Here is a 26210-nt window from a genome sequence, read left to right as displayed (position 1 = left end):
GATCTGAAATACGCCTTGGACACTATGGCTGCGGGCTGTCATCGTTGAATTATCACTTCAAGCAAGGGAGACACAGCATGCAGGACATCATCGCGGGCGTCCTCAAGTTTCAGCGGGATGTGGTTCCGGGGCGTGCCGAGCTCTTTCAGAGGCTCGCTACCACTCAGCATCCGGGGGCACTGTTCGTGACCTGCTCGGATGCGCGCGTGATTCCGGAACTGATGACCCAACGCGAACCCGGCGATTTGTTCGTCATCCGCAACGCGGGCGATATGGTGCCGTCCTATGCCCCGGGGCCCGACGGCGAGTCCGCGAGCGTCGAGTACGCGGTTGCGGTGCTCGCGCTCACCGATATCGTGATCTGCGGCCACTCCGACTGCGGAGCGATGACAGCCATCTCCACGGATAAGTGCCTTGATGATGTTCCGGCCGTCGCTGGCTGGCTCCATCACGCCGACGCGGCCAAAGCGGTGAACGCCGCCGGAACATATAGCTCCCCCGGCGAAAAGCTGCGGGCGCTGATCCAACAGAACGTCATCTCCCAGCTGGCCAATATCTCCACCCACCCGTCAGTGGCGCTGGCGCTCAAGCAAGGTCGGCTGAAGCTGCACGGCTGGGTCCACGACATAGAAACCGGCGGAGTCGAGGCGCTCGACCCCGCCACCGGACGGTTTGTACCGCTCATCGACAACCCGTGCCCCACTCCCACCCCCGCCCGTCTCGGACAGTCCGTCTGAGTCCGTCCACCAACCGAAGGAAATAACCGCATGTTGCACTCGCAAGCCTCCCAGGCCCCGCGGCAGGAACTCACCGCCGCCGTCATCGACGCTAAGACCCGCGCGAACCTGTCCTGGCAGGACCTCGCCGACGACACCGGGTTGAGTGTCGCCTTTGTCACCGCCGCTCTGCTCGGCCAGCACCCCTTGCCCGCTCTGGCAGCCGCCACCGTCACTGAGAAGCTGGGTCTCGGCGACGACGCGGCGCTGCTCCTGCAGACCATCCCCGTCCGCGGCAGCATCCCGGGCGGCGTGCCGACCGACCCCACCGTGTACCGCTTCTACGAAATGCTTCAGGTCTACGGTTCCACCCTCAAGGCTTTGGTCCATGAGCAGTTCGGCGACGGCATCATCAGCGCGATCAACTTCAAGCTGGATATCAAGAAGGTCGAGGACCCGGACGGCGGGTCGCGCGCGGTGATCACCCTCGACGGCAAGTACCTGCCGACCGTGCCGTTCTAAGCCGATCGCCGGTGAGGCAGGACCCCGGAGAGGGGCTCCTGCCTCACCCTCACTGATCGTCAGAGATGGCGAGATCACCCCCAGAGAGCCCGAACTTGGCGGTGCAGACAAATGACCCCGCCCGCAGAGCTACCCGATATCGGGGTCCTGACTGCGACGCGATGACGATTCAAAGGATCGTATTTGCGACAACAGGGCCCGCCTCACAGGAGACGCTGTTCAGCCAGAACCATGCCTGGGGAACGCTAGCCGGGTTTTGAGCGGTTGAGTTGGGTCATCAGCGAGCGGTTGACGGTATGAGCGGCTTGGAGGTCCGAGGAGAATGCTGTGACTGCCTGCTCCAGTTGATCGAGTTTCTGGAGTGCCTCGCGGGGCTGCTCTGAGAGGACAGTATTTTGGGCCGTCAGCTCCTGGATGCGGAGTCTTTGGGACTGGGCGTCGGTGCCGTCGATCTGGTCCCCGAGCAGTTCTGAGATGCGTTGCAGCTGTCGCTCCATCTGTTGGCGGAGCCTACGGTTTTCCAGCCGGAGGAGATCGCGTTCAACGTGCAGCGAACCGGCGGCGGAGCCGGCTGTTCCTTCCGGTGCCGGGACTCCCGTCAAAGCCCTTGTTTGTGCCTTCATCACCTGATCCAGGAGGGGTTCCTGCCGGACGAGCCACGGGCTGACCCGGGCACGGCGTGCAACCTCTGCGACGGTGATCGGAGTATGAGTGCGCTCCAGTGCATCGATCGCGAAGAGGACTGCCTGTCTCTTAGTTTTGCTGTCCTTTTTCCGTTGCAGCAGCATGGCTGCTGCTTCGGCTGAGCATTCACTGTTCGTCCTCGTTGTTGCCGGGTCTGATCCTGAGGCTTCCGACCGGGATGAAGGGTTTCTCTATGGCGGTCGGTATGCCGGAACGGAGCCGCCGGAGGACGCCGGAGGCGTCCTGGATGGATTCCCGTTCGCCTGGGGCAAGGTCAGCGAGTCTTGTTTCCTGTGCCCCGACAAGGGTCGCGAAGGGTTCGATTTCGATCCTGGTGTCGGTGATCAGGGAGGGGCGGAGGTTCTGGGCGACCTGCCAGGCGAGGTCTTCTCGCATGCGTTCCAGATGCGCTTTCAGGTCCGGCAGGTGTGAGGGTCGGATCTGAAGAAGGTGCAGCCTCCGCATTGGAAGCGGACGGGGCAGGCCGGTTAACTCTGGCTAACACTCACACCCCTGGCACGGTTGGATACCGGGTATTGCCCACGCGGTAAAAAGCGGCTAGAGTCATTCCATACGCGGTATGCACGGATCTTGGGGGTTTGTGCATACCGCAGTCTTTCCACCGCGAGGAGCAGCATGTCCATCCGCCACAGCCTTCTCGCCCTGCTGCAGGACCAGCCGCGTTACGGTTACCAGCTCAGGGTCGAGTTCGAGGACCGTACCGGTTCCACCTGGCCCCTGAACATCGGGCAGGTCTACACCACCCTGGACCGGCTGGAACGTGACGGTCTGGTCAGGAACGACGGCGGCGACGGCGAGGGCCACGTGGTCTACAGCATCACCGCGGCCGGGAAGGCCGAGGTCCAGGGCTGGTTCACCACGCCCGTTGAGCGCAGCAACCCGCCACGCAACGAGCTCGCCATCAAACTCGCGCTCGCCGTCACGCTGCCCGGTGTGGACGTGGAATCCATCATCCAGGCCCAGCGCGTGGCCTCCATCCGGGCCCTGCAGGATTACACCAGGTCCCGGCGGGATACGGCAGTGAACCAGCGCACCGCGGATACCGCCTGGCTGCTGGTGCTGGACTCGCTCATCTTCCAGACCGAGGCGGAAGTCCGGTGGCTCGATCTCTGCGAGGCCCGGATGGTGCAGCTGGCACAGACTGCCGGCACCAGGAGCGCAATACGTAAACCGTCCAACGGGGTCACTGTGGAGGATGCCTCCCCGCTCATAGCGGACACGCGCCGATGAGCGCCCACGGGCCCCATCAGGTCCTGGAACTCGCTAGGGTCTGCAGGACGTTCGGTGAAGGGGCGACGGCGGTCGCCGCACTCCGCGACGTGGATCTCACCGTCAGCGCCGGCGAGTTTGTTGCCGTGATGGGGCCGTCGGGTTCGGGTAAGTCCTCGCTGCTGGCGCTGGCCGGCGGGCTGGACCGGCCGACGTCGGGTGGTGTCTTTGTGGAGTCCACTCCCCTTGCGGGGCTGGGACTGAACGGGCTCGCGCGGCTGCGCCGCCGCGCCGTCGGCTACGTCTTCCAGGACTTCAACCTGGTCCCCACCCTGACTGCGGCGGAAAACGTGGCCCTGCCCCTGGAGCTGGACGGGATCCAGGCCAGGAAAGCGCACCGGCAGGCACTCGATTCGCTGCGGCAGGTTGGGATTCCCGAGCTCGCGGACCGCTATATGGACCAGATGTCCGGGGGGCAGCAGCAGCGTGTGGCCATTGCCCGCGCCATCGTGGGGGAGCGGCGGCTGATTCTGGCCGATGAGCCCACCGGCGCCCTTGACTCGACCACGGGCCAGGGCGTGATGGAGGTGCTGCGGGCCCGGGCTGATGCCGGCGCAGCCGTGATGCTGGTGACCCATGAGGCCCGCCATGCCGCGTGGGCGGACCGTGTGGTGTTCATCCGGGACGGCCGGATTGTGGACCAGGCCGCTGCCATGCACGATCCCGCCATGTTACTGGCCTCGGCCGGCCCCTGAAATGGCGCTTGATCTCAAACCGGTGCCCGGCGGGCGCCGGCACAGCTTCCGCGTGGCCATGCGGATGGCGCGGCGGGACATTCGCAGGCATAGGGGCCGTTCCCTGCTGATCATCCTGCTCATCATGCTGCCCGTGGCGGGCATGAGCGGAGCCGCGACGCTTGCGCAGAGCATGCAGGAGACACCGGCTGAACGCGCCCGGTTCCAGCTGGGCAATACGCAGGCCCGGTTCCGGGACATGCATGCCTACAACACGGAGATGGTCCAGGACCACGTGGTGGACACCACGTACGGAACCACGCGGAGCGATCCGGATCCTGACTTCACCCCGACGAGTCCCAAGGACGCCATCCCAGCCGGGTACCAGGTCCTCACGGAAACCCAGCTGACCCTCACCGCCAGGGTTGGCGCGGCCGACGTCCGCCTCATGAGCAAGGAAGTTGACGCACTCAACCCTGCCTTTGCCGGCAAGTACACGCTGATGGAAGGCCGGGCGCCCGAAACCGCAGACGAAGTGCTGGTTTCGCGCGGCCTGCTGGAGCGGTTCAGCCTCAAGCTGGGGGAGAAGCTCACGACGTCGGCCGGTACCTTCGCTGCCGTCGGCAAGTTGCGGGACGCCACATATTCGGACGGCAATGCCATCCTGTTCCTCAGACAAGGGCAAGGGACACCTGAGGAAGCCGCTGGAGCGGGCGCTCCTCAGGCCGGCACTGCGGAGACGCTGTACTACCTCGTGGGCCCTGAACCGGTGACGTGGGCGCAGATCCGGGAACTGAACAGGGCCGGGGTCGCAGTCCTGTCGCGGAGCGTGGCTCTCGACCCGCCGTCGCGCGCTGAACTGGGCGATACGCCGGTCTACGCCTACGCTCCGCAGCTGTGGGGTTCATACCTGATCGGTGGGCTGATCGGTGCGCTCGCGCTGTTGGAAGTGGGGCTCCTTGCCGGTGCCGCCTTCGCCGTAGGCGCCAAGCGGCAGGTCCGTGAACTCGCCCTGCTCGCCGCCTCCGGTGCTGAAGCCACTACCGTCAGGGCGGTAGTGACGGCCGCCGGGCTCTGGCTCGGTGCCGTGGCCGTTGTATGCGGGGCTGTTCTCGGAACTGCCGGTGCTGCGGCTGTGGTTGCAGCGGCGCGCTACCAAGGCTCGGTGCGCCTCCCCGGCTTTCACCCGGACAGCCTCCTGATCGCAGCCGCCATGGCCATGGGCCTTCTGGCCTGTGCTCTCGCAGCGTTGGTCCCTGCGCGCCAGGTTGCCAGACAGGCCGTACTGGGTGCGTTGAAATCGGGCCGGGTTCCATCGGTGACCGGGCGATGGCCGGCGAGAATCGGTGTGATCCTGCTGGCTTTGGCTGTATTGCTGCTGGCCTCCGGGGCCTGCCTGGGGCTGGTGGGGGATGAGCTTGAGGTGCTGATGTCCCGGGCTCCGCTGGTGGCCGGCCTGATGATCGGCGGCGCCGTCCTCACGGTGACGGCTCTGGTGCTGCTGACCGGCAGCTTCGTCGCGCTCCTGACATCTCGTACCGGGTGGTTGCCGCTGCCGTTGCGGATGGCCGCGCGCGATTCGGCCCGCAACAGGAGCCGTACAGTGCCAGCTGTGGCCGCGATCCTCGCGGCGGCCACCCTGGCCAGCGCGGTAATGGTGGTCGCGGCGAGCCAGTTGGAGGATGACAAGAGCACTCACTTCTGGTCCGCACTGAAGAACCAGGCAGTTGTGGGTCTGACGGATGCCGGCTCCATGACGGCAGCCGGATATGCCGGTGGCGGCGCTCCCATTGACGCGAAAACGATCGAGGCAACTCTCCAGCGGGAGCTCGGAACGGTGAGCTGGACGCAGGCGCTGCATGCCGCAGTGACACCGGACTGCATCATGGGGTCAGTCCCCCCGGATGCCTCCGCGGAATCATCCGGCACGGGCGACACTCCCGGCCTTAGTGCCTGCACCCAGTACCGGCTCGCCATTCCGCAAGGCAACGCGTGCCCCGTTACGACCGACGGGAGGACGAAGGATGCCTCTGACTGGCGTTGCCAGGGCGCAATGTATCCGCCCGGAATCGTAGGCCAGCTTCCCCAGCTCATAGTGGGCGGTGCTGATGAGCTGCGTGCCGTACTGGGGCGTGAACCAGGCGCGGCTGCGCTGGCGGTTCTGGACCACGGAGGAATAGTGGCAAGCAACCGGATCTTCGTCGGTGACGGACGGGCCACTCTGCAGGGCTATGACATCAGGGCACCAGTGAAGTGGGGTCCCAACGGGCCCGTCTACGAGTCTGTCAAGGATCACGCGGTGGCTGCAGTGGTCGAAGCTCCGGAAGATCCCGCCCCTTACTACGGTGTTATCTCCCCGGACACAGCGTCCAGTCTGGGTATCAGATTTGACGAGACCTCAGTTCTGGTCCAGTTGTCTGAAACGCCAGGTGCAGCGGATACGGACAAAGCAGCCTCGGCGCTCGCCGAAATCCACGGAATCCAGGGAATCGGATTCCGTGTGGAAGAGGGCAACGACCGTGACGACTCCTACTGGCTCTGGCTGATCGTTGGCCTCAGCGCCCTCATCACGCTCAGCGCGGCCGGAATCACCACGGGTCTGGCGCTCGCCGATGCCCGCAGTGACCACATGACGCTGGCTGGAGTCGGCGCCCCACCCCGTTTGCGCAAGGCACTGGCGGGCGGACAAGCCCTGATGACGGCGGCGCTGGGAACCATGCTGGGGCTCGCCGCCGGTGTGGTGCCGGCGGCCCTGGTGGTTGCTGCGACGCGGATGTATGCGGCGCCGGAAATCCCGTGGCTGCAGCTCCTTGCCCTCCTCATCGCAGTGCCGCTGACAGGAAGCGCCCTGGCCTGGCTCTTCACCCGGGCCAGGCTGCCCATGTCGCGCCGCACCGCCGGTGGTTGAGCCGGCCGAAACCCCGCTCGTCGACCCCGCACCGCCGTTCGCCGCGACGCCACAGGCAGCGCGTCGAAAGCCGTGCCAAGCAGCACCCGTGTTGGTAGGGTGCCTTGGAGCACATCACTGGAGCTGGGAATCTCAAGGAGGAGACATGGGCAGAATGTCTGATGGAAAGCTGCGCGCCACAAAACTGAAGGATCCACTCACACCGGATCCTTCGCTCCCGCCGACGTCCGTGGACGTCGCCGCCCGCGAAGCCGACGAACGAAAATGGACCCCCGCCAAGATCGCCATCTGGGCCGCCATTTCGCTGCTGGGCGGTGTGGCCTGGTTCATCCTTGCCGTGGTCCGCGGCGAAACCGTCAACGCCATCTGGTTCGTGTTCGCGTCAGTCTGCACCTACCTCATCGGCTACCGGTTCTACTCCAAATTCATCGAGAAGTACCTGCTCAAGCCCAATGACCGTCGGGCAACCCCGGCGGAGTACAAGGCTGACGGGAAGGACTACGTCCGCACTGACCGCAACGTCCTGTTCGGCCACCATTTTGCCGCCATCGCCGGCGCGGGACCCCTGGTGGGGCCCATCATTGCGGCCCAGATGGGGTACCTGCCGGGCACTGTCTGGATCATCATCGGCGTCGTGCTGGCGGGTGCTGTCCAGGACTACCTGGTGATGTTCTTCTCCATGCGCCGCGGCGGCCGGTCACTGGGGCAGATGGCGCGCGAGGAACTCGGTGCCATCGGTGGCACCGCTGCCCTGGTAGCCACGCTGCTGATCATGGTGATCATCGTGGCGATCCTGGCGCTCGTCGTCGTGAATGCCCTGGGCGAAAGCCCCTGGGGTGTTTTCTCCGTGGGCATGACCATCCCCATCGCCCTGTTCATGGGCGTGTACCTGCGGTACATCCGTCCGGGCAAGGTCATGGAGGTTTCCCTGATCGGCTTTGTCCTGCTGATGGCCGCCATCATCGGCGGCGGGGCAGTGGCCGGCACCGAATGGGGTGCAGCGTTCTTCCATCTGGACAAGGTCACCCTTGCCTGGGGGCTCATTGTCTACGGCTTCATTGCCGCTATTCTGCCCGTCTGGCTGCTCCTGGCGCCACGCGATTACCTCTCCACGTTCATGAAGATCGGCGTGATCGTGATGCTGGCGCTGGCCATCATTGTGGTCCGCCCCGAAATCACCGTCCCGGCCTTCAGTGAGTTCGCGAGCCGGGACAACGGGCCGGTGTTCTCCGGGGCGCTGTTCCCGTTCCTGTTCGTCACCATCGCGTGTGGCGCCCTGTCCGGCTTCCACGCACTCATCTCCTCTGGCACCACGCCCAAGCTGATCGAGAAGGAACGCCAGACCCGCTTCATCGGCTACGGCGGCATGCTGATGGAGTCCTTCGTGGCCATCATGGCCCTCGTGGCGGCAATCTCCATTGACCGCGGCATCTACTTCGCCATGAACGCACCTCTGGCGCTTACCGGCGGCACCGTCGAAACAGCCGCAGCCTGGGTTAACAGCCTGGGCCTGGCCGGCGTCAACATCACCCCGGATGTCCTCGCCCAGACTGCGGCCAACGTGGGCGAGGAAAGCATCATCTCGCGTTCCGGAGGCGCGCCAACTCTGGCCGTGGGACTGGCACACATCATGCAGCAGTTCATCGGCGGCACGTCCATGATGGCTTTCTGGTACCACTTTGCCATCATGTTTGAGGCACTTTTCATCCTCACAGCAGTCGACGCCGGCACCCGTGTTGCACGGTTCATGTTGCAGGATTCGATCGGCAACTTTGTGCCCAGGTTCAAGGAGGCCTCATGGCGGCCCGGGGCCTGGGTTTGCACCGCGGTGATGGTGGGTGCGTGGGGCGCGGTGCTGCTGATGGGCGTCACGGATCCGCTCGGCGGCATTAACACGCTGTTCCCGCTGTTCGGCATCGCCAACCAGCTGCTCGCTGCCATTGCCCTGGCGGTTTGTATGGCCATCGCGGCCAAGAGGGGCGCGTTCAAGTACCTGTGGATCGTTGCGGTCCCGTTGGCCTTCGCGGCGGTTGTCACCATCACAGCCAGCTTCCAGAAGATCTTCTCCGAGGTTCCGGCTGTCGGCTACTTCGCGAACAACGCGGCCTTCTCGAAGGCGCTCGAGGCAGGCAAGACCTCGTTCGGCACTGCCAAGACCGCTGCTGCCATGGAAGCCGTGGTCCGCAACACCATGATCCAGGGCTGGCTGTCCGTGATCTTTGTGGTGCTCAGCATCATCGTGATCGTCACCGCGGTCCTGGCCACCATCAAGGCATTCGGCAACCGGGCCGCGGGCACCCCCAACATGGACAATGAGGACCGGCCAAGGGCCTCGCGGGTCTTCGCTCCTGCAGGTCTGATTCCCACCGCCGCCGAGCGCGAGATCATGGCCGAATGGAAAAAACTGCCTGCGGGGCAGCGGCTCGAAAAGTCCGGGCACCACTGATGAAGACGTGCTGCAGGTGAACGCGGTGGTTGCCGGTTTCCGCGGATTTGCCCGCTATTTGACGGGCGTTATGGGCGCGGATGCGTACGCCAAGTACCTCGAGCATCATGGATCCACCGGTCATGACGCGCCGCCCATGACGGAACGCGATTTCTGGCGCGACCGGATGGATCGTCAGGACAGCAACCCGCAGGGCAGGTGCTGCTGACATGGCTGCACTGCCTGCTGGTGTGACCATCCGGCGGATCGGGCCCGGCGACGCCGTGCTGTTCAACCGGCTGTCCGAAGCCGACAACCTGTTTGATGAGGATCCCGGCGGGGAGCCGTCGGGAGCTTTAACACTCGACGGCGCCCGGGACTTCCTGGGGGATCCCACCGTTCTGTTCTGGCTGGCCGAGGAGGGCCAGCAGGTGGTGGGATTCCTGCATTGTTGCGTGCAACGACGTCGTACGGCCGGCCCTTGGGCAGAACTCCTGCTGATGGAAATGGGCACTCACGTGGACAGGCGGAGGTACGGGATCGGCAGTGCCTTGCTGGCCGGCATGGAGGCCTGGATGAAGGAGAACGCAGTGGAGGAAGTATGGGTCCCTGCCAATACCTACGCGGTCGGCTTCTACCGGAAATGCGGCTTCGCTGCGGATGAGGGCGAAATACTGGTCAAGGTAGTTCATTGACCGGACCCCTTGTCATCGGCTCGTGAGAGTATGAACGCATGAGCGATCCGAACGACACTCAGTCTGACTCCCGGACCTTTTCGGGGCCCGAATCCCAGCCGGGTGAGGACATCCCGGTGGAGGGTACAACGCTCGACGACGGCTCCCGGGCGTCCGCGGCGCAGGACAAGCCGGCGCCCGGCGCAAAATCCAAAGGCGGTAACCTCCAGGACCTTGTGGATGAGCCTGCCAAGGTAATGAGGATAGGCACCATGATCCGGCAGCTGCTGGAAGAGGTGAAGTCTGCGCCGCTGGATGATGCCGCCCGGGGGCGACTCGCCGAAATCCATGAGCGGTCCATCAAGGAACTCGAGGACGGACTGGCTCCGGAACTGGTTGCCGAGCTGGAACGCATCAGCCTGCCGTTCCCGGAGAACGCCACACCGTCGGATTCGGAGCTCCGCATAGCCCAGGCGCAGCTGGTGGGCTGGCTTGAGGGGCTGTTCCACGGCATCCAGACCGCCATTGCAGCCCAGCACGCTGCCCGGGAACACGCCGCCGCCCAGCTTCAGCTGCGGCAGCTGCCGCCCGGAACGGTGATTGCCCCCGGCGTTGTGATCGGGGAGAACGGTGAGCCGCAACGGGCCACTGCACCCCGGCCCGGCCCGGATCCGTGGAAGCCAAGGCGGCCCGAGGATCCGGACCACGGCCCCGGCCAGTACTTGTAGGTTCCGCTTGGGATTCTTTACGGCCGCCCGCCAAGGGCGCAAAGACGACACCGAACTCGGCACGGGGCTATGGCGCCGCGCCCACGACCGCTTCCACCGCGGCCTGGACCGCTATCACCAGGTGCTGGAGGGTGTGGAAGACGAACAGCTGTATGGCGAGCTGGTGGAAGTGGCGAACGAACTGGCCGGCCTCTCCTTGCGGGTCCGCAATGTCTGCATCGAGGCCCAGCGGATTTCGCCGAGTGACGGGCTGGACATCCCCGGCGCTCTGGCCGGTGTGCACCGTTCGCTGTCCAAAGCGGGTAATTCCCTTGCCACCACGGCCGAGGCAGCCGCTATGCTTCGGCTCGCCGTCGGGCCCGTTCCGGTGGGTGCGGTTTCCGTTCGCAGGCGCGCCGAATCCGTGTTTGAGCAGATCACCGACGCCGAACGCCGCCTCGCCGAGGCCGCCGCGGAAGGCTGATTCGGCCTGGTATTCCTGGTTACGCGTGTGGCTTAGAGGGGCACTTTCCCTACTGAAGCGGCCGGTCGTTTGGCAGGATAAACGGATGACACTTTCACCAACACTGACGTTCAATGACGGCAACACCATTCCCCAGCTCGGCTACGGGGTGTGGCAAGTCGCCGACGATGTCTCGGAAAAGGCTGTCCGCCAGGCCTTCGAGGCCGGCTTCCGGCACATCGACACCGCCAAGATCTACGGCAACGAAGCAGGAGTGGGCCGAGCCATTGCAGGCTCGGACCTGCTGCCTCAGGAACTGTTTGTCACCACCAAGCTGTGGAATTCCGACCAGGGGTACGAATCCACCCTGGAGGCATTCGAATTGTCCATGGACCGGTTGGGCCTGGAAACCCTGGACCTGTACCTGATCCACTGGCTCCAGCCCGAGCAGGACAAGTACGTTGACACCTGGAAGGCCCTGATCGAGCTCCAGAAGCGCGGCCGGGTGAAGAGCATCGGCGTGGCAAACTTCACGGTTGAGGGGCTGCAGCGCCTCATTGATGAGACGGGCGTTGTGCCGGCCATCAACCAGATTGAACTGCACCCGTACTTCAGCCAGGGCCCGCTCCGCGAATTCGGCGCCTCGAGGGGAATCCTGACACAGGCCTGGTCACCGCTGGGCCAGGGAGGGGAGCTCCTTGAAGATGCCACCATCGCCGGGATCGCTGCCAAGCACAACGCAACGCCCGCTCAGGTTGTTATTGCCTGGCACCTGGCCATCGGAAACGTGGTGATCCCCAAGTCGGTGACCGAGGCCCGCATCCACGAAAACTACGCAGCACTCGACGTCACGCTGGATGCATCCGACATCGAGGCAATCAACGGACTGGACCGCACTGCCGCTGGCGCAGGCCGCATCGGCCCGGACCCGGCAGTGTCCGACTTCGCCTAAGCTACCCGCCGCAGGCCAGCCGCCACAGGCCACAGGTCCGGTAAAGGGATGCCCTGCGCTCACCGCGAGCGTGGGGCATCTCCCTTCTAAGCCGCGAGCTGGTCCTGCTGGACTGCCAGCGCATCAATGGTGACCCAGCCATGCTCGTCCGTGATGCAACGGCCGGCAAAGTATTCTGCTTCTGCAGCGGCATCAAAGATTTCAGTGCGTACCCGGCCGCATTCGGCGTCGAAGTAGGTGAGGTGGAATTCCTGGTGCAGTTCGTTTTCCATAATTCCAGTGTGAAACCGAGCTCTGACATTCAAGGGTTTTCAATCCGGTGTGTTGCCAAGCCGGAGCACCCGTTCCCGTGCGAGCATGGCGGCCCGTTGGGCTTTGTCTGCGGCTCTGGCTGAAAGTCCGGTCTCGGCAGCGGCCGATTCCTGGAGCTTACGGGCACGCTCCAGCTGCTCTTCCAGGTGCTTCAGCCGTGCCCTGAGCTGTCGGGTTTCGGCTGTCAGCTGCTCCACCTCGGCTGAAGCGTCCTCCAGCTGCCCGCGCTGCTGATCAGCGCCTTCAATGGCGTCACGGGCTGCGGTGTCCGCCTCATCGAGTGCCGCATGGGCTTTCTCCAGCGCCGACGGCGACGCGTCCCGCCGTGCAGGCCGGACGGCCCGAAGGCGCGGCTTGTCCACGGCTGGCCCGGCGCGTGGCGCCGATTTCTGGCCGGTCTCCCCAGGACCCGAACCTTCGGGAACGAGGGCCGACGGATCGTGCGCCGTTGGAACCGACGCCGACGGAACAGCCACGGCGCCGTCGAGCTCCACACGGTCTACACCATCGGCCGTCAGGACCCGGAGCAACCGGCCACTCTGGACAGCGAAAGCTGCGCCTTCATCGGCCGTCAGAGCCCGCAGGGTCTGTTCGACCTCGGTTGCAACAGCCCCGCTGATCCGTCGGCCCTCGTGTTCCGCCGCCGTCCGGGCACTCTCGACGGCTGCGTTGAGCAGTTTGCGCCGTTCCTGTACCAGGCCGCGCAGCGCTGCGGCGTCCAGTTCCGTCTGGACCGCGCGCATGCGCTGCCCAAGCTCAGCAAGGTGCCGCATTGTCTCCGGATCATGGGCCGCAAGCATGTTCACCGCCCAGGCGGCAACGGATGGCTTCGGCAATGCGCGCACTTCGGCAGCCAGGGGCCGCCCAGATTCCGCCGACGCAGCCTTGGCAGCGGCCGTCCGGGCAGCCACGAAGTCGTCGAACGGCAAGGCATAGAGTCGCTTCGCAATGTCCGCCAGCTCCGTCTCCTCCATGCCAGCAATCATAGGACCACCATCCTCAACGGCGGGGAGGGCTATGAACGGGCCCACATTCAGATCCTGCGCGTTCTGCCGAACCTTCGAGCCTGCCGAAGTTCCAGATAGCCAGGCGAAAGACGGGCGGCGGCGCTGACTCCCACGGCTCAGGTCCTTGCCGTGCTTCACCTCATCCTGTCATTTGCGCTGATTCCTGGCTCCTGTAACCTTCCGGCTGCAGAAAGCAGAAACCCCGCCACTCTGTTGGAATGACGGGGTTTTTCTCTGAGCTTCCTATCAGAATCGAACTGATGACCTTTTCATTACGAGTGAAACGCTCTACCGACTGAGCTAAGGAAGCACCGCATGAAAATGACCGGGAGAACCGGCCGGATCATGCAAGAGTCAACTGTAATGGAGTCCCGGCGCCCGGGTCAAAATACGACCGACGCTCACGCCCATGGCGCCGTTGTCAGGATGTTCACCCGGAGGCCGGATCCGGTTCAAGTGGGGATGGGCCACGTGGGTGATGCTGGAGTGACTATTCTGGCTGCGTGTATCCGGCCACTCGTCGGCAAAGGGGCTTGGCAATGATTTTGAACAGCGAAACAGTAAGCAGAACCGGATACTCCCCGGTGTCAGAGTTGCCCCGCGGTTCCGGCGCGCATGAGGTCAGGCTGGCCGTCCTGGCGATGGTGGGCACAACCGTGTTCGACGGCGGTCTGATGGAACGCGCCATGTCCCGGACGCTTGTGGAACAGGGAATCGCGGCCGGGTCCGCGGAGTTCGAAAGCATGCTGGGCTACTCCCGCGATACCTCGGGTATCTCCAAGGTGACCGTCTTCGGCCATCTTTTCGGAGACCCCGCAGCTGCCGAGAGCGCCAACCGCTTCTTCGAGCTCAGCTGCGATGAACTGATTTCCGACGGCGGCATCCGCCCGGTTCCGGGGGCCGAGGACTCTATCGGTTGGCTGCGTGATGCCGGAATCAAGGTATGCCTGGCCACCGGATTCGGCAGGCACACACAGAACATGGTGCTCGAGTCGCTTGGGTGGATGGGGCTTGCCGACCTGAGCCTGTGCCCGGCGGATGCCGGTCGCGGCAGGCCCTTCCCGGACATGATCCTGACGGCGGTGCTGGCACTGGACCTGGACGACGTGAGGGAGGTGGCTGTGGTGGGAGACACCCGCGCTGACATGCATTCTGGCCTGCGTGCGGGCGCAAGCGTGGTGGCAGGGGTGCTTACCGGGGCCCACTCGGAGGCGACGCTCCGCGCCGCAGGTGCCACCGCCGTGGTGCCTTCCATCAAGGATCTTCCGGCGCTGCTGGAGCGCAGGGTGACCGGTCGGACGAGCTGACGCCCGCAAGAGTTGACCGGATTTGAGTCGTTCAAGGGACGGCTATCCCCGGAAATCCGGGGAAGCTGACGGTCGGCCGGCTCGAAAATGGTCAATAGGTGAGGACCAGGGCTAATGCAAAGTAGTGGGGTGGGTCCGGCAGGCTGGCGATGACACGCGCCCAGTGCGTGCTTTTAAAGTAGGGGAACTCCTGTTAAACAGGGTGATTGTCTAGATCACTGTGTACCAGGAGTTCCTTCATGCCATCTTCCCCTATCAATACCATTGCCCGCCAGTTGGAGGTCATTCCGGAGCCGGTGAAGTCGTCGCTGACGCCGGGGACGATGCGGGAAGTCCTTGCTTCCGTTCCGGATCCTCGGAAGCGCCGGGGCGTCAGGTACGGGCTGGCGGGAATCCTGATTTTGGCGGTTTGCGCCATGCTTGCCGGGGCGAAGTCGTTTGCCGAGATCGCTGAGTGGGCCGCCGACACGGGACGCAAACCCTTGGCCAGGGCCGGCGTCACTGTCCCGCATATGACGACCATCCAGCGGGTGCTGGCCCGGGTGGACGGAGATGCCTTCGACACCGCCCTGGGCGCCTGGGTCATGGCCCAAGTGAAACCGCAGGCCATTGCCGCGGATGGGAAGGAAGTCCGCGGGGCGAAGAACGGTGGCGGTGACCGGGTCCACTTGGTGGCCGCCGTTGACCACGGAGCCGGCACCGTTCTGGGACAGGTTGACGTCGGCATCAAGACTAATGAAATCACCCGCTTCGAGGACCTTCTGAACACCATCACGAACCTCAAGGACGTGGTGGTCACGGCCGACGCGATGCATACCCAACGCTCCCACGCGGAATACCTCCATGGCCGCGGAGCCCATTACGTGCTCACCGTGAAAGGCAACCAGCGTGCCCTGCAACGGCAATTGAAAGAACTGCCGTGGGAGGACGTCCCGGTTGGCAACAGGCAGAAGCACCGCTGCCATGGCCGCACCGGTTCCCGGGCGATCAAGGTCGTCACCATCGATGCCGGTATCCTCTTTCCGCCCAGGGAGCCCAGATCACCCGCAGGTCCCGGAAACTCAAGGGTAAAAAGTGGAGTGTTGAGACGGTGTACATCATCACGTCCCTGCCGGTGGAGACCACCAGCGCCGCAGAGCTCAACACGCTTGTGCAAGGTCACTGGACCATCGAGAACCGGCTCCACTGGGTCCGTGACGTGGTCTTCCTGGAAGACAAGTCCATGGTCAGGTCCGGCAATGCTCCCCGGCTCATGGCGTCCCTGCGAAACCTCATCATCAGCCTCTACCGGATAGCGAAAATCACCAACATCGCCAAAGCCACCCGACACACCGCCAGAGACGCCAAACGAGCCCTCAAACTCGCCAGAATCAACCCACTACCCACGACTTTGCATTAGCCCTGCCTCACCGACTGTACCGCTCAACACCTCAAACTACAGGTCAGGCACTGGCTGGGAAAGGTACGAGGACGTACCGGCCCAGGCTGGCGGGAAATACATAATTGTCAATGCCTTGGTCACAAACAACGCGAAGGCACCGATAGATTTGACCTGCAGCTTCCCCATTGACATCAAGGTCTTCAACGGGTCTTCGCAGGTATACAGCCCCATTGAGAGTCTTTACAAAATCAAGGACAACCCAGAATGCAATGCCCAGCTGCAGCCGGGTTTTGAGTCTCCTATGACCTGGGCGTTCTTGGTGCCCGCCAAGTCCACTATCGCGGGGGCAGCATTCTCTGAAGTTGATTTTGCCGTGCGTAGCTCACCTGATCCCACGATCATCTCGTTTGGTGCCGGACTAAATTGACGCTGGCGGGACATCTGCCATGGGTGCCGACCGGGCAAATTGAGCCTATAGTTTCTCTTAATCTGTCATCTGGACTGCCAGGCCACATTTCAGTGACACGGCACGGCGGAGAAACCACCCAGGGAAATCAGTCAAACGAGTTAGACAGGAACCGCAATGGCAGACAATAAGAGCGTGCCGGACGCCAAGAGTGGCGCCAAAGCCCAAGCCGCAGCGGACAAGGCATATCGCAAGGCATCGCGGCCGTGGTTCAAGAAGAAGCGCTTCCTTTTCCCGCTGATCATTGTCGCGATAATAGTCATCACTATAGTGGCTAATGCGGGCAAGAAAGAGCCTGCGCCCAGTGTCAACTCTTCCCCGCCAGCATCGGCCGCAGCACCTGCGACGGAAGCGGCGGCAGCCTTCCCGGGCGCTAAGAAGGGCGATGTCGTAGGACAAGCGGGCGCCGCCCTCAAGATCGGCGATGCAACGGTTACGTCTGCCCCAATCGCTAACGGTGATGCAACGTTTGCTGCAACTCTTTGCACTGCCACTACCCTGAGCAATGGCTCGAAGGAAACTATCAATTTCAATGCCTTCGATTGGAAACTGCAAACCCCCTCAGGCACTATCGTGACCACTGGCTTCTCAGGCAGTAAGAACATGCTCAGCAGTGGTGAGATCGCTCCGGGTGGAACAGCAAGCGGTGATGTCTGCTTTGACAACAAGAATGCCGAGTCAGGCCAGTTTGTTGTGCTCTATCAGCCAGTCTTCTCGTTCTTTTCCGATCGTGCTGCTTGGATCAATAACCACTGACGCCGTTGAGGAGAGGGCCCCCGAGTCTATCGGGGCCCCTCTTTTCTTACCATCCGTTTGAGGTTGGCCTGCGTTGGAGGCTGGCCTCGCTCCTGAAAGCACAGGCTCCCGCGGACCTGGCAGACTTCGGAATCTCCGCATCTCCACGCCGGATATTTCAGCTGGCCAATGAAAGGACTCCTAGTGGTCTGTCTCAGTTTTGCTTAACGGCTTCGAGTGAGACGCGGCCGCGGGCAACTTTTTCGAGGATGCTGTCGACGAAGGGCTTGGGCTGGTTGTTGTTGACGGCGAGGTACTCCTCGATCGCTGAGATCAGATCCGGCACGGAGTGGAAGGCGCCGCGCCGCAGGGCTTTGTCGGTGAGTTCCCGGAACCATCGCTCGACCGGGTTCTTCCAGGGCGAAACCATCCGTCAGGACACGCCGGCGCTGGTGGTTCCGGAGTAGGTGGTCCCGGAGTAGCAATCCGGCAGCGCAACGAATCAACAAAACGAAGCCCTGCCCGGAAGTTCTCCGGGGCAGGGCTTCGTTTCTTTAAGGTCCCCTTGCATTAGCCCTGAGGTGAGGACCCACAAGGCGTTGGATATCCACATACGCCAACCCGGACTGTGCGAAGGTGCAGCCGGCCCTGCGGAGTGAATCCATGGAACTTCTTGTTGCACTGGGGAAGCGTGGCGGAAGCGCCCGGCGTCAAGATCTCCTTGCTGACGTTGTTTCCGCCTGGGCCTTGCGCCTGACCGTCAGCCCCGGTCTTGTCCACGTTCCTGCCAGAGGAGTGCTGAGCCTGCCTGGGAGTGCACAGCTGTTGAGCGTTGCACACGGTCACAGCGGCGTCTGGCAGATGTGCTGGTTCATGCCCTGCAGTGTCTGCCCGCGCCGGAATCTCTGATCATGGTCCAGTGCGCCGTCACCCGGGGGGATTCAACGGTCGAGTTTTTGCGGGCAAGGCTGCCGGGCAGCCGCAACGGCCGGTCCAGGGCAGTGCTGGATCACATCGGACGGAAAGCGGATTCGCTGCTCGAGCCCCTCACCGCCATGTACTTCCGCCAGGCAGGCCTCCGCTTCGAGCAGCACGTGCAACTGGATGCCGTGGGCGAGGTGGACTTCGTCGTCGAGGGGTTTTTGATTGTTGAGCTGGACGGAAGCTCTCACTTTGAGACCAAAGCCATTAAGCGGGACCGGCGCCGGGACAACAGGAGGCAATCCGGGCCCACCGGAACGGCACAGGGCTCAACGGCTGACCACTTTGGCACCCAGGCCGGTGACCGGACCAGTGAATTAGACGGTTCCACCTCTAGCGGGCGGCAAATTGGTCAAGTTTTGAGGCCCCGGATCAGCGGCTGGAACGCGTCAACAGACCTTGTTGTCCGCCGGAGCCGTGCCGTCGACGAGGTAGCCGTCCACCGCGTCTCCGACGCAGCTGTTGGACCGGCCGTAAGCGGTGTGGCCTTCGCCCTTCCACGTCAGCAGGGAGGCGTTGCCGAGCTGTCTGCGGACGGAGCCGGCCCACTCAACGGGTGTGGCGGGGTCCCCGGTGGTGCCAATCACCACGATCGGGGAGTCGCCCGTGTATTTCACCGGGGCGGGGGTCCGGAGGTTCTTGTACGGCCAGTCCGCGCAGTTGGTGCCGCCGTACGCAAAGAAGTAACCCAGCGTGGGGGAGTCCTGCCGGAGCCGCGCTTCCTCGGCCCGCATGCCGGCGGTGTCGGTGACCATGGGGTAGTCCAGGCAATTGATGGCAGTGAACGCGAACGTCGAATTGGAGGAGTATTTTCCGTTGGATTCACGGTCGGCGCCGAGGTCCGCCAGACGTAGCATCAGGCTGACGTCGCCGCTCATGGCTGAGTCCAGCGCCTGGGTCAGGGCGGGCCAGCTCTCGTCGTTGTACAGCGGAGTGATGAGACCGCTGACAAAGAGGTTGCCGCCCACCACCCGGCCGTCCTTGGCCGCGAGCGGGTTCTCGTTGACGGAGTTGATGACGTCGCGGATCTGCTGCACGCCATCATCCACATTGCCGCTGAGGGGGCAACCGTTCGCCCGGAGACAATCGGCCACGTACGCGCGGATGGCCTTTTCAAACGCCTTGGCCTGGCCGCTGGTCAGGTCCTCGTTGCTGATGGAGGGATCCAGGACGCCGTCAAGGACCATCCGGCCCACGTTGTCCGGGAAGAGGGAAGCATAGGTGGAACCGAGGAACGTTCCGTACGAGTAGCCCAGGTAGTTCAGTTTGGCGTCGTTGACCACGGCGCGCAGGACATCGAGGTCCTTGGCCGCGCTGAGGGTATCAATGTGGGCCAGTACCGGACCGGTCTGCTGGGCGCATTTGGCCGCAATGGCCTTGTTGTCGGACAGCGCGGATGCAAGTCCGGCGTCCGTATCCAGAGCGTAGTTCTTTGCCCGGGCGTCGTCGCGTTCCTTGTCTGTCATGCAGGTGACGGGAGCCGAACGCTTGACGCCGCGGGGGTCGAAACCCACGAGGTCGTACTTGGCACGCACCTTGTCCGAGAAATGACTTCCGGCGGCGTCCCTGACGAAGTCATAGCCCGATGCGCCCGGGCCGCCGGGGTTCACCAGGAGGCTGCCCGTCTTCTTGCCGGTGCTGGCCACTTTCAGGGCCGCGATCTCGATGGTGTCGCCGTCCGGTTTCGCGTAGTTCAGCGGAACCTTGACCTTGGCACACTGGAACTCGCCCTCGCAGGGCTCCCAGACAACCTGCTGCGTGTAGAAGTCCTTGAGTCCTTCCGGTGCGGCGGCGGCGATGGACGGATCGGCTTGGCCGGTGGAGTTGCCCTTGGAAGAATCGTCCTTGGAAGTTCCCAGAAAACTGCACGACGCCAGCACCATGACCAAAACCATGGCGCCAGCGGTCCGCACTCCGATCGCCGCGGCGCGGGATCGTGCGGGCAGGGGTCGTGCAGACATCATGCGGTTCTCCTAGGAATAGGGCTAGATCAGGCTGGCAGCCATGGACTCAACGGTCAACAGCGGTGCAACGTTGGTGGTGGTGATCCGTTTGCGGGCTTTGTTGATGGCGTCCATCCGGATGAGGGTGGTTTCCGGCGCGGAACGGCCGGCAAAGTCCACCAGCTCTGCCCTCAACTCAACGTTTACCAGCTCGACGGCGTTCCCCATCTGGATGACCAGCACGTCGCGGTAGAAGGACAGCAAATCAGTCAGCGTCCGGTCCAACGAGTCGGTTATGGACCGTTTAGCCCGGCGCTTCTGGTCGTCTTCGAGCTGCCTGACCTGGCTCCGCATGGCCGGCGGCAACGTCCCGGACTCCGGGGCGCCGAGGGTGGCCAGAAGCGCGATCTTCTCGGCAGCGTCACGTTCATCGTTGGAACTGTTGGCTTCCTCCGTCGCAATCTTCACCAGTTTTTCGGCCATCATCACGGCTGCACTGACGCCTCTGAGCCCCAGTGGGAAGCGGACTGTTTCCAGCCGCCGTTCCCGGGCATCAGCGTCGCGGGCCAGCCTGCGGGCAATCCCCACATGGCTTTGCGCAGCGCGGGCTGCACGTTCCGCAAGAACCGGATCCACGCCGTCGCGCTTTACCAGCAAAGCCGCGACGTCGGCGGCCGGCGGAAGCCGCAGGGCCACCGCACGGCAGCGTGATCGGATGGTCACCAGGACATCGGCGGGCGACGGCGCACACAGCATCCAGATGGTGCGGGGGGTAGGTTCCTCGATGGCCTTAAGCAGCACGTTGGTGGTGCGTTCGGCCATGCGGTCCGCGTCTTCCACCACGATGATCCGCCAGCGTCCCGACAATGGCCGGTTGCCCGCTTTGGACACCAGCTCCCGGGCTTCGTCGATGGTGATGGTTACTTTTTCGGTGCGGACAAACGTGACGTCCGAATGCGTTTCGCCCAGGATGGTCCTGCACGCAGCGCACCCGCCGCAGCCGCGAAGGGAGACGTCCTGCTGGTCGCAGTTCAGCGCGGCGGCAAACGCCTTGGCCGCGTTGGAACGGCCTGATCCGGGCGGGCCCGTGAACAGCCAGGCATGGGTGAGGCCGTCGCCCTCTGAGGCCTGGCGCAACTGCGCAACGACGGCGGGCTGGCCCTGGAGATCGTCCCAAACGGTCATGTGGCGGTCCCGTGCCGGTAGGCCAGGAGCTGATCCACCCGGGCCAGGATCCGGGCAGCAAGATCGGCAACGGGGAGCCGTGCCGCCAGCACGAGATAGGCGTCCGGGCGCGCCCGCGCGAGCTCCAGGAAAGCGTGGCGGATCCGGGTATGGAACTCGTCAGCCTCCGACTCCATCCGGTCCTCCGCGGTGTCCCCGGCGGTCCGGCGGCGGCGCCCGTCCTCCGGCTCGACGTCCAGGAGAACCGTGAGGTCCGGCTGTAGCCCCGCGGTCGCCCACTCGTTGAGCTTGCGGACTGCGTCCGTGCCCAGATCGCGGCCGGCACCCTGGTACGCCACCGAGGAATCGATGTATCGGTCAGTCAGAACGATTTCGCCGCGTTCCAGCGCGGGGCGGATGACCTGGCTGGCGTGTGCGGCACGCGAGGCGGCGAAGATGAGGGCTTCGGTGTGGGCATCAATGTGGCCGTGGCCGTGGTCCAGCACAAGGGAACGCAGTTTTTCGCCGATGGGGGTCCCGCCCGGTTCGCGTGTCCGGAGTACCTTCAGACCGCGGGATTCGAGGCCTTCGGCCAGTTGGGACGCCTGCGTGGACTTTCCGGCGCCGTCGCCACCTTCAAACGCGATGAAAAGTCCGGGGCTCTGGGTAGTCACTGGACTAGCCTACCGACAATCACAGACAGGATTGCCCTGCAGCCCGTAACGGCTTTCCGGCGGCGCAGGGCCGCGACGTACGCTTTCCCCATGAGTCTTTCCGAACAGCATGCAGCCTCCCTCTCGGCTGAAACGGTAGTAGTGGCCGCCGGCCGTCCGCCCCGCGAACGCGATGAGCCGGTCAATCCGCCCATCGTGCTGTCTTCCACATACTTCGGCACGGGACCGCTGGGCGACGGCGACCGCGGCTACGGCCGTTACTCCAACCCCACCTGGGATCCGTTTGAGGATGCGCTGGGCCAGCTGGAAGGTGCCTCGCTGCCGGGCCTGCTGTATGCCTCCGGCCTCGCCGCAGTCAGTTCGGCACTGTCGCTTCTTCCCGCCGGGGGAGTGCTGGTGATGCCTTCGCACAGCTATGCCGGATCCCTGGTAATGGCGACGGAACTGGCGGAGAAGGGCTTCCTTGAACTCCGCACAGTGGACATCGCGGACACCGACGCGGTCAAGGAACAGCTCGCGGGCGGCGTTCCCGACGCCCCGGGCAAATCCGCCGGCACATCGGGCAAGCCTGCCAGCATGCTCTGGCTGGAGAGCCCCACCAACCCCATGCTGGGCATCGCGGACATCCCCGCACTCACGGCTGCCGCGCACGCAGTGGGCGCAATCGTGGTCACCGACAACACCTTCTCCACGCCCCTGGTGCAGCAGCCCCTGAGCCTGGGGTCCGACGTCGTTCTTCACTCGGTGACCAAGTACCTGTCCGGGCATTCAGACGTAGTCCTTGGCGCTCTGGTGACATCCAATGCGGAATTGCGCGAAGCCCTGCTGCACCACCGCAGCATCCACGGCGGGATCGCGGGCCCCTTCGAGGCCTGGCTTGCCCTGCGCGGACTCCGGACGCTGGCCCTGCGGATCGAGCGCTCGCAGGCGTCCGCAGCGGTTCTGGCGGAGCGTCTGAGCGGGCACCCGCGGATCGAGAGCATCCGCTACCCCGGGCTGCCCACGGATCCCGGGCACCAGCGCGCCAGGTCGCAAATGAAGGGCTTCGGTTCCATTCTGTGCGTCCAGATTGCCCCCGCCGGCGAACTCGACGGCGCCGACGCCGCGGACAAGCTGGTCCGTGCGCTGCAGCTGTGGCTGCCCGCCACGTCTTTGGGCGGGGTTGAGTCACTCATTGAACGACGACGGCGGCACACGGCCGAGCCGCTCAGCGTTCCGGAGAATCTGGTCCGGATGAGCGTGGGGATCGAAAACGTCGAGGACCTCTGGGCCGATTTGGAGCAGGCCCTGAACGCGCTGGACGGCTAGGCTGGGGTTGTGGACGGAAAACTCATGATCTTTTATGTCGAAACAGGCGTGTACTTCGTCCTGGGCCTCGTTGCCCTTGCACTGGAGGCATGGGCTTTCTTCGACTGCCTCCGGCACAAGGCGAATGCCTTCGAAGCGACGGGTAAGCGCACCAAAACATTCTGGCTTGGCTTGACCTGTGGCGGGTTCGCCATCGGGGTCCTGGCTGTATGGGGCAGTCTCGGTGGAAGCGGCGGGCTTTTCGGCCCGCTGGGACTTTTCGGACTGGCTGCGGTGGTGGCGGCCTCCGTCTATCTGGCTGACGTGCGGCCGGCCGTGAAGGACACCGGCCGCGGCGGCAGCCGCAACGTGGGCCCCTACGGCCCCTGGTAACCAGCGCCACGCCGGTGGCTGAGCCCGTGGTTGAAGCCCGGTGGTTGAACCGGTCGAACCGTTAGTCCGGTGCCACGGCCTCCCAGCCGACCGTAAGTTCCCCCAGGCGCCAACGCGACGGCCCGTCCTGAACCGGCCAGCCGCCGTCGAGCAGTGCCTTGCACATGGCGGTCCAGCGTTGCCTGTTCCCGAACGACGCCAAAGGCGCTGACCCAAGCCATGCCCGGTCCATCGCCTGCATCAGCGCATGGATCCGTTCACCCGCGACATTGCGGTGGATCAGGGCCTTTGGCAGCCGCTCGGCGATCTCCGACGGAAGCACAAAGCCTCCGAACCGCATGGACAGGCTCAGGCTGAGCGGCCGCTCGCTGTCGAGGGCAACCCACGTGACGCGCCGACCGATTTCGTCGCAGGTGCCGTCGATGAAGAGTCCGCACGGCGCCAGCCTGCTCTGCACCAGCCGCCAAATCCCGGCCACATCGGCTTCCTCATATTGCCGGAGCACGTTGAAGGCGCGGACCAGCACGGGTTTCCCCGGTACGGGGAGCTCGAAGCCGCCCACCTGGAAGCTCAGTCCGGGCCTTTCCAGGGCCTTGGCCACCCGGACCCGTTCCGGTTCGATTTCAATCCCGCAGACACGCACATCCGGGCGGATCGCTGACAGGCGTTCAAAGAGCTCGACGGCGGTGGCCGGCGATGCCCCGTAGCCCAGATCGATCACCAGAGGGTCAGGTGCCGACCGTAGCCGCCAGGCCTGCGGTCCGGTGAGCCAGCGGTCCAGCCGGCGCATGCGGTTCGGGTTGGTGGTGCCCCTGGTGACGTTTCCCACCGGCTTGCCGGACCTGCCACTCCCGGACCTGCCCTTGCCGGACGTCTGGGGGGCCACAACCCGTTCAGCTTTCTGCACCACGGCCCCAGCCTATGGGAATGTAACGCTAGGCGCGGTGTGCGGTCGCTCGGCTAGGATGAAAATCATGACTTACAAGCTGATTCTGCTGCGCCACGGCCACAGCGACTGGAACGCCAAGAACCTGTTCACCGGCTGGGTGGACGTTGACCTCAACGACCAGGGCCGCGAGGAGGCCGTCCGCGGCGGCGAGCTGCTGGTAGAGCACAATGTACTCCCGGACATCCTCTACACCTCGCGCCTGAGGCGGGCCATCAACACCGCCAACCTGGCTCTGGAGAAGGCCGACCGCGGCTGGATCGACGTCAAGCGCGACTGGCGCCTGAACGAGCGCCACTACGGCGCGCTGCAGGGCAAGGACAAGGCCCAGACCCTCGCCGAGTACGGCGAAGAGCAGTTCATGGAGTGGCGCCGTTCGTACGACACCCCGCCGCCGCCACTGGCTGACGACGCAGAATTCTCCCAGGTGGGGGACCCGCGCTATGCCGATATCGGCGACGCCGTGCCGCGCACCGAGTGCCTCAAGGACGTTCTGGTCCGGCTCATGCCTTACTGGGAATCCGATATCAAGGAGGACCTCAAAGCCGGCAAGACCGTCCTGGTCACGGCCCACGGCAACTCCCTGCGCGCGCTCGTCAAGCACCTCGACGGCATCAGCGACGATTCCATCGCCGGCCTGAACATCCCCACCGGCATTCCGCTGGTTTACGATCTGGACGAGAACTTCCAGCCGCTGAATCCGGGTGGCACCTACCTGGATCCAGCAGCAGCAGCCGAGGCCATCCTGGCAGTGGCCAACCAGGGCAAAAAATAGAACCTACGACGGCGGCCTGTCCCCAAGCGCTTTGGGTGACAGGCCGCCGTCGTGCGTCTTGCTGTGGCGGTTATCCTTCGCCGAGGCTCTGCGGCTGCCATTCGCCGGTGACCAGATAGGTGACCTTGCGGGCGACGGAAACGCCGTGGTCCGCGAACCGCTCGAAGTAGCGGCTGGCGAGCGCCACGTCCACAGTCGTCGCCGGAGACTCTGCCCATTCGGGCGACGCGATGGCTTTGAAGACGCTCAGGTGGAGATCGTTAACGGCAATGTTCGCTTTGAGAATTTCGCGGGCCACTTCCAGGTCGCGGGTCTCAAGCAGTTCTGTGAGCTTGGTGGCGATCAGCAGATCCAGCTCGGCGAACTTCCTGAAGGTCTCGGTCTGGGATGCCGGGATCACGGTGGACGGGTAGCGCAGCCGGGCCAGCTGGGCGATGTGGCGGGCCAGATCCCCCATGCGTTCCAGCGAGGCGCTCATCCGGAGGGAGCCAACGATCATCCGGAGGTCGCTGGCCACAGGTCCCTGGAGGGCCAGGATGTCGATGGCGCGCTCGTCGAGGCTGTTCTGGACGAAGTCGATCCGGGCGTCCGCCGCGATGACATCCTGTGCGAGGTCAACGTCCGCAACCTGGAAGGATGTTGTGGCCTTGTCGATAGCTTCGCTGACGAGTCTTGAAATTTCGATGAGCTGGTCACCCACCTGGGTGAGCTCCTCCTGAAAAACCTTACGCACGTATGCGTCCTTTCCTTGGAAATCCTGCCGGTCACCTGGGTGGCAGGCAGATTTCATGTCACAGTTCCGGCAGTCCAACTGGTAACTCTGC

General features: G+C 64.2%; 29 protein-coding genes, 1 tRNA gene and 1 pseudogene. 18 read left to right on the top strand and 13 right to left on the bottom strand.

Going from position 1 to position 26210, the window contains the following annotated elements:
* The first annotated feature begins 77 nt into the window (after positions 1 to 77).
* Together V3C33_03860 and cynS are read left to right on the top strand one after the other, a co-directional pair.
* Positions 78 to 737 carry a carbonic anhydrase gene (locus V3C33_03860; GenBank protein ID XAS68458.1) on the top strand — a complete coding sequence of 220 codons (660 nt, stop codon included), beginning with the start codon at positions 78 to 80 and terminating at the stop codon, positions 735 to 737.
* Between the two features lie 30 nt (positions 738 to 767).
* Entirely contained in the window at positions 768 to 1238 is a 471-nt protein-coding gene (gene cynS, locus V3C33_03855) for a cyanase (GenBank protein XAS68457.1), read from the top strand.
* A 245-nt stretch (positions 1239 to 1483) separates the two neighbouring features.
* Here the strand turns inward: cynS and V3C33_03850 are convergent, their stop codons facing one another.
* Together V3C33_03850 and V3C33_03845 are read right to left on the bottom strand one after the other, a co-directional pair.
* Positions 1484 to 2026 (bottom strand): hypothetical protein, encoded by a 543-nt coding sequence (locus V3C33_03850; protein XAS68456.1) that lies wholly within the window; start codon positions 2024 to 2026, stop codon positions 1484 to 1486.
* Between the two features lie 22 nt (positions 2027 to 2048).
* Positions 2049 to 2318, bottom strand: a complete 270-nt coding sequence (locus V3C33_03845; GenBank protein XAS68455.1) for a hypothetical protein — start codon at positions 2316 to 2318, stop codon at positions 2049 to 2051.
* A 240-nt stretch (positions 2319 to 2558) separates the two neighbouring features.
* Here V3C33_03845 and V3C33_03840 point away from each other — a divergent pair, with 240 nt between their 5' ends.
* The 9 genes from V3C33_03840 (at position 2559) to V3C33_03800 (ending at position 12015) form a co-directional block, all read left to right on the top strand.
* Positions 2559 to 3173, top strand: coding sequence for a PadR family transcriptional regulator (locus V3C33_03840; GenBank protein XAS68454.1), 615 nt, complete (start codon positions 2559 to 2561; stop codon positions 3171 to 3173).
* Positions 3170 to 3907 (top strand): ABC transporter ATP-binding protein, encoded by a 738-nt coding sequence (locus V3C33_03835; GenBank protein ID XAS68453.1) that lies wholly within the window; start codon positions 3170 to 3172, stop codon positions 3905 to 3907. Before V3C33_03840 ends, V3C33_03835 begins: the two co-directional genes overlap by 4 nt.
* A gap of 1 nt (position 3908) precedes the next feature.
* Positions 3909 to 6794 carry an FtsX-like permease family protein gene (locus V3C33_03830; protein XAS68452.1) on the top strand — a complete coding sequence of 962 codons (2886 nt, stop codon included), beginning with the start codon at positions 3909 to 3911 and terminating at the stop codon, positions 6792 to 6794.
* A 145-nt stretch (positions 6795 to 6939) separates the two neighbouring features.
* The gene (locus V3C33_03825; GenBank protein ID XAS68451.1) at positions 6940 to 9240 is read left to right on the top strand and encodes a carbon starvation CstA family protein; all 2301 of its coding nucleotides are present in this window, start codon (positions 6940 to 6942) and stop codon (positions 9238 to 9240) included.
* Between the two features lie 16 nt (positions 9241 to 9256).
* Positions 9257 to 9448 carry a YbdD/YjiX family protein gene (locus tag V3C33_03820; GenBank protein XAS69638.1) on the top strand — a complete coding sequence of 64 codons (192 nt, stop codon included), beginning with the start codon at positions 9257 to 9259 and terminating at the stop codon, positions 9446 to 9448.
* Position 9449: 1 nt separating this feature from the next.
* Positions 9450 to 9914, top strand: coding sequence for a GNAT family N-acetyltransferase (locus V3C33_03815; GenBank protein ID XAS68450.1), 465 nt, complete (start codon positions 9450 to 9452; stop codon positions 9912 to 9914).
* Between the two features lie 38 nt (positions 9915 to 9952).
* Positions 9953 to 10621, top strand: coding sequence for a bacterial proteasome activator family protein (locus V3C33_03810; GenBank protein XAS68449.1), 669 nt, complete (start codon positions 9953 to 9955; stop codon positions 10619 to 10621).
* A 7-nt stretch (positions 10622 to 10628) separates the two neighbouring features.
* Positions 10629 to 11084 (top strand): hypothetical protein, encoded by a 456-nt coding sequence (locus V3C33_03805; protein XAS68448.1) that lies wholly within the window; start codon positions 10629 to 10631, stop codon positions 11082 to 11084.
* An 85-nt stretch (positions 11085 to 11169) separates the two neighbouring features.
* A complete protein-coding gene (locus tag V3C33_03800) occupies positions 11170 to 12015 on the top strand; it encodes an aldo/keto reductase (protein ID XAS68447.1) in 846 nt (281 codons plus the stop codon).
* Between the two features lie 86 nt (positions 12016 to 12101).
* Here the strand turns inward: V3C33_03800 and V3C33_03795 are convergent, their stop codons facing one another.
* From V3C33_03795 to V3C33_03785, 3 genes are all read right to left on the bottom strand, one after another.
* A complete protein-coding gene (locus V3C33_03795) occupies positions 12102 to 12287 on the bottom strand; it encodes a hypothetical protein (protein ID XAS68446.1) in 186 nt (61 codons plus the stop codon).
* 39 nt (positions 12288 to 12326) lie between these two features.
* Positions 12327 to 13301 (bottom strand): hypothetical protein, encoded by a 975-nt coding sequence (locus V3C33_03790; protein ID XAS68445.1) that lies wholly within the window; start codon positions 13299 to 13301, stop codon positions 12327 to 12329.
* 270 nt (positions 13302 to 13571) lie between these two features.
* A tRNA-Thr gene (locus V3C33_03785) sits at positions 13572 to 13644 on the bottom strand.
* Positions 13645 to 13975: 331 nt separating this feature from the next.
* Here V3C33_03785 and V3C33_03780 point away from each other — a divergent pair.
* Positions 13976 to 14641 carry an HAD family hydrolase gene (locus V3C33_03780; protein XAS69637.1) on the top strand — a complete coding sequence of 222 codons (666 nt, stop codon included), beginning with the start codon at positions 13976 to 13978 and terminating at the stop codon, positions 14639 to 14641.
* A 215-nt stretch (positions 14642 to 14856) separates the two neighbouring features.
* On the opposite strand, the gene V3C33_03775 is transcribed toward V3C33_03780, so the two are convergent.
* Complete coding sequence (locus V3C33_03775) at positions 14857 to 15606, bottom strand: hypothetical protein (protein ID XAS69830.1); 750 nt, start codon at positions 15604 to 15606, stop codon at positions 14857 to 14859.
* Between V3C33_03775 and V3C33_03770 the strand changes: the two genes are divergently transcribed.
* The 3 genes from V3C33_03770 (at position 15561) to V3C33_03760 (ending at position 17244) form a co-directional block, all read left to right on the top strand.
* Positions 15561 to 16040, top strand: coding sequence for a transposase (locus V3C33_03770; protein XAS68444.1), 480 nt, complete (start codon positions 15561 to 15563; stop codon positions 16038 to 16040). The two genes, V3C33_03775 and V3C33_03770, sit on opposite strands and share 46 nt — an antisense overlap.
* Before the next feature lie 115 nt (positions 16041 to 16155).
* On the top strand, positions 16156 to 16449 hold the full coding sequence (locus V3C33_03765; GenBank protein ID XAS68443.1) for a hypothetical protein: 294 nt from the start codon (positions 16156 to 16158) through the stop codon (positions 16447 to 16449).
* Between the two features lie 156 nt (positions 16450 to 16605).
* Positions 16606 to 17244, top strand: a complete 639-nt coding sequence (locus V3C33_03760) for a DUF4352 domain-containing protein (GenBank protein ID XAS68442.1) — start codon at positions 16606 to 16608, stop codon at positions 17242 to 17244.
* Between the two features lie 193 nt (positions 17245 to 17437).
* On the opposite strand, the pseudogene V3C33_03755 reads toward V3C33_03760, so the two are convergent.
* The 5 genes and pseudogenes from V3C33_03755 to tmk all read right to left on the bottom strand — a co-directional run bounded on the left by V3C33_03755 (position 17438) and on the right by tmk (position 21985).
* Positions 17438 to 17647, bottom strand: a pseudogene (locus V3C33_03755) (IS630 family transposase).
* Between the two features lie 517 nt (positions 17648 to 18164).
* A complete protein-coding gene (locus V3C33_03750) occupies positions 18165 to 18395 on the bottom strand; it encodes a hypothetical protein (GenBank protein XAS68441.1) in 231 nt (76 codons plus the stop codon).
* A gap of 198 nt (positions 18396 to 18593) precedes the next feature.
* On the bottom strand, positions 18594 to 20165 hold the full coding sequence (locus tag V3C33_03745) for an alpha/beta hydrolase (protein XAS69636.1): 1572 nt from the start codon (positions 20163 to 20165) through the stop codon (positions 18594 to 18596).
* Positions 20166 to 20189: 24 nt separating this feature from the next.
* Positions 20190 to 21332, bottom strand: coding sequence for a DNA polymerase III subunit delta' (locus tag V3C33_03740; GenBank protein ID XAS68440.1), 1143 nt, complete (start codon positions 21330 to 21332; stop codon positions 20190 to 20192).
* Entirely contained in the window at positions 21329 to 21985 is a 657-nt protein-coding gene (gene tmk / locus V3C33_03735; protein ID XAS68439.1) for a dTMP kinase, read from the bottom strand. The genes V3C33_03740 and tmk overlap by 4 nt, the downstream gene beginning before the upstream one ends.
* 90 nt (positions 21986 to 22075) lie before the next feature.
* On the opposite strand from tmk, the gene V3C33_03730 reads away from it, so the two are divergent.
* Entirely contained in the window at positions 22076 to 23293 is a 1218-nt protein-coding gene (locus V3C33_03730) for an aminotransferase class I/II-fold pyridoxal phosphate-dependent enzyme (GenBank protein XAS68438.1), read from the top strand.
* Positions 23294 to 23302: 9 nt separating this feature from the next.
* Complete coding sequence (locus tag V3C33_03725) at positions 23303 to 23665, top strand: DUF2516 family protein (GenBank protein ID XAS68437.1); 363 nt, start codon at positions 23303 to 23305, stop codon at positions 23663 to 23665.
* A gap of 61 nt (positions 23666 to 23726) precedes the next feature.
* On the opposite strand, the gene V3C33_03720 is transcribed toward V3C33_03725, so the two are convergent.
* Complete coding sequence (locus tag V3C33_03720) at positions 23727 to 24575, bottom strand: class I SAM-dependent methyltransferase (protein XAS68436.1); 849 nt, start codon at positions 24573 to 24575, stop codon at positions 23727 to 23729.
* A 64-nt stretch (positions 24576 to 24639) separates the two neighbouring features.
* Between V3C33_03720 and V3C33_03715 the strand changes: the two genes are divergently transcribed.
* The gene (locus V3C33_03715) at positions 24640 to 25386 is read left to right on the top strand and encodes a phosphoglyceromutase (GenBank protein XAS68435.1); all 747 of its coding nucleotides are present in this window, start codon (positions 24640 to 24642) and stop codon (positions 25384 to 25386) included.
* A gap of 70 nt (positions 25387 to 25456) precedes the next feature.
* On the opposite strand, the gene phoU is transcribed toward V3C33_03715, so the two are convergent.
* Positions 25457 to 26119 carry a phosphate signaling complex protein PhoU gene (gene phoU, locus V3C33_03710; GenBank protein XAS68434.1) on the bottom strand — a complete coding sequence of 221 codons (663 nt, stop codon included), beginning with the start codon at positions 26117 to 26119 and terminating at the stop codon, positions 25457 to 25459.
* Between the last annotated feature and the right edge of the window lie 91 nt (positions 26120 to 26210).

The sequence above is a fragment of the Micrococcaceae bacterium Sec5.7 genome, assembly GCA_039636785.1.
GTDB lineage: Bacteria > Actinomycetota > Actinomycetes > Actinomycetales > Micrococcaceae > Arthrobacter.
Note: the sequence above shows the minus strand (reverse complement) of the source record. Positions and strands in the feature narration are given on the sequence as shown.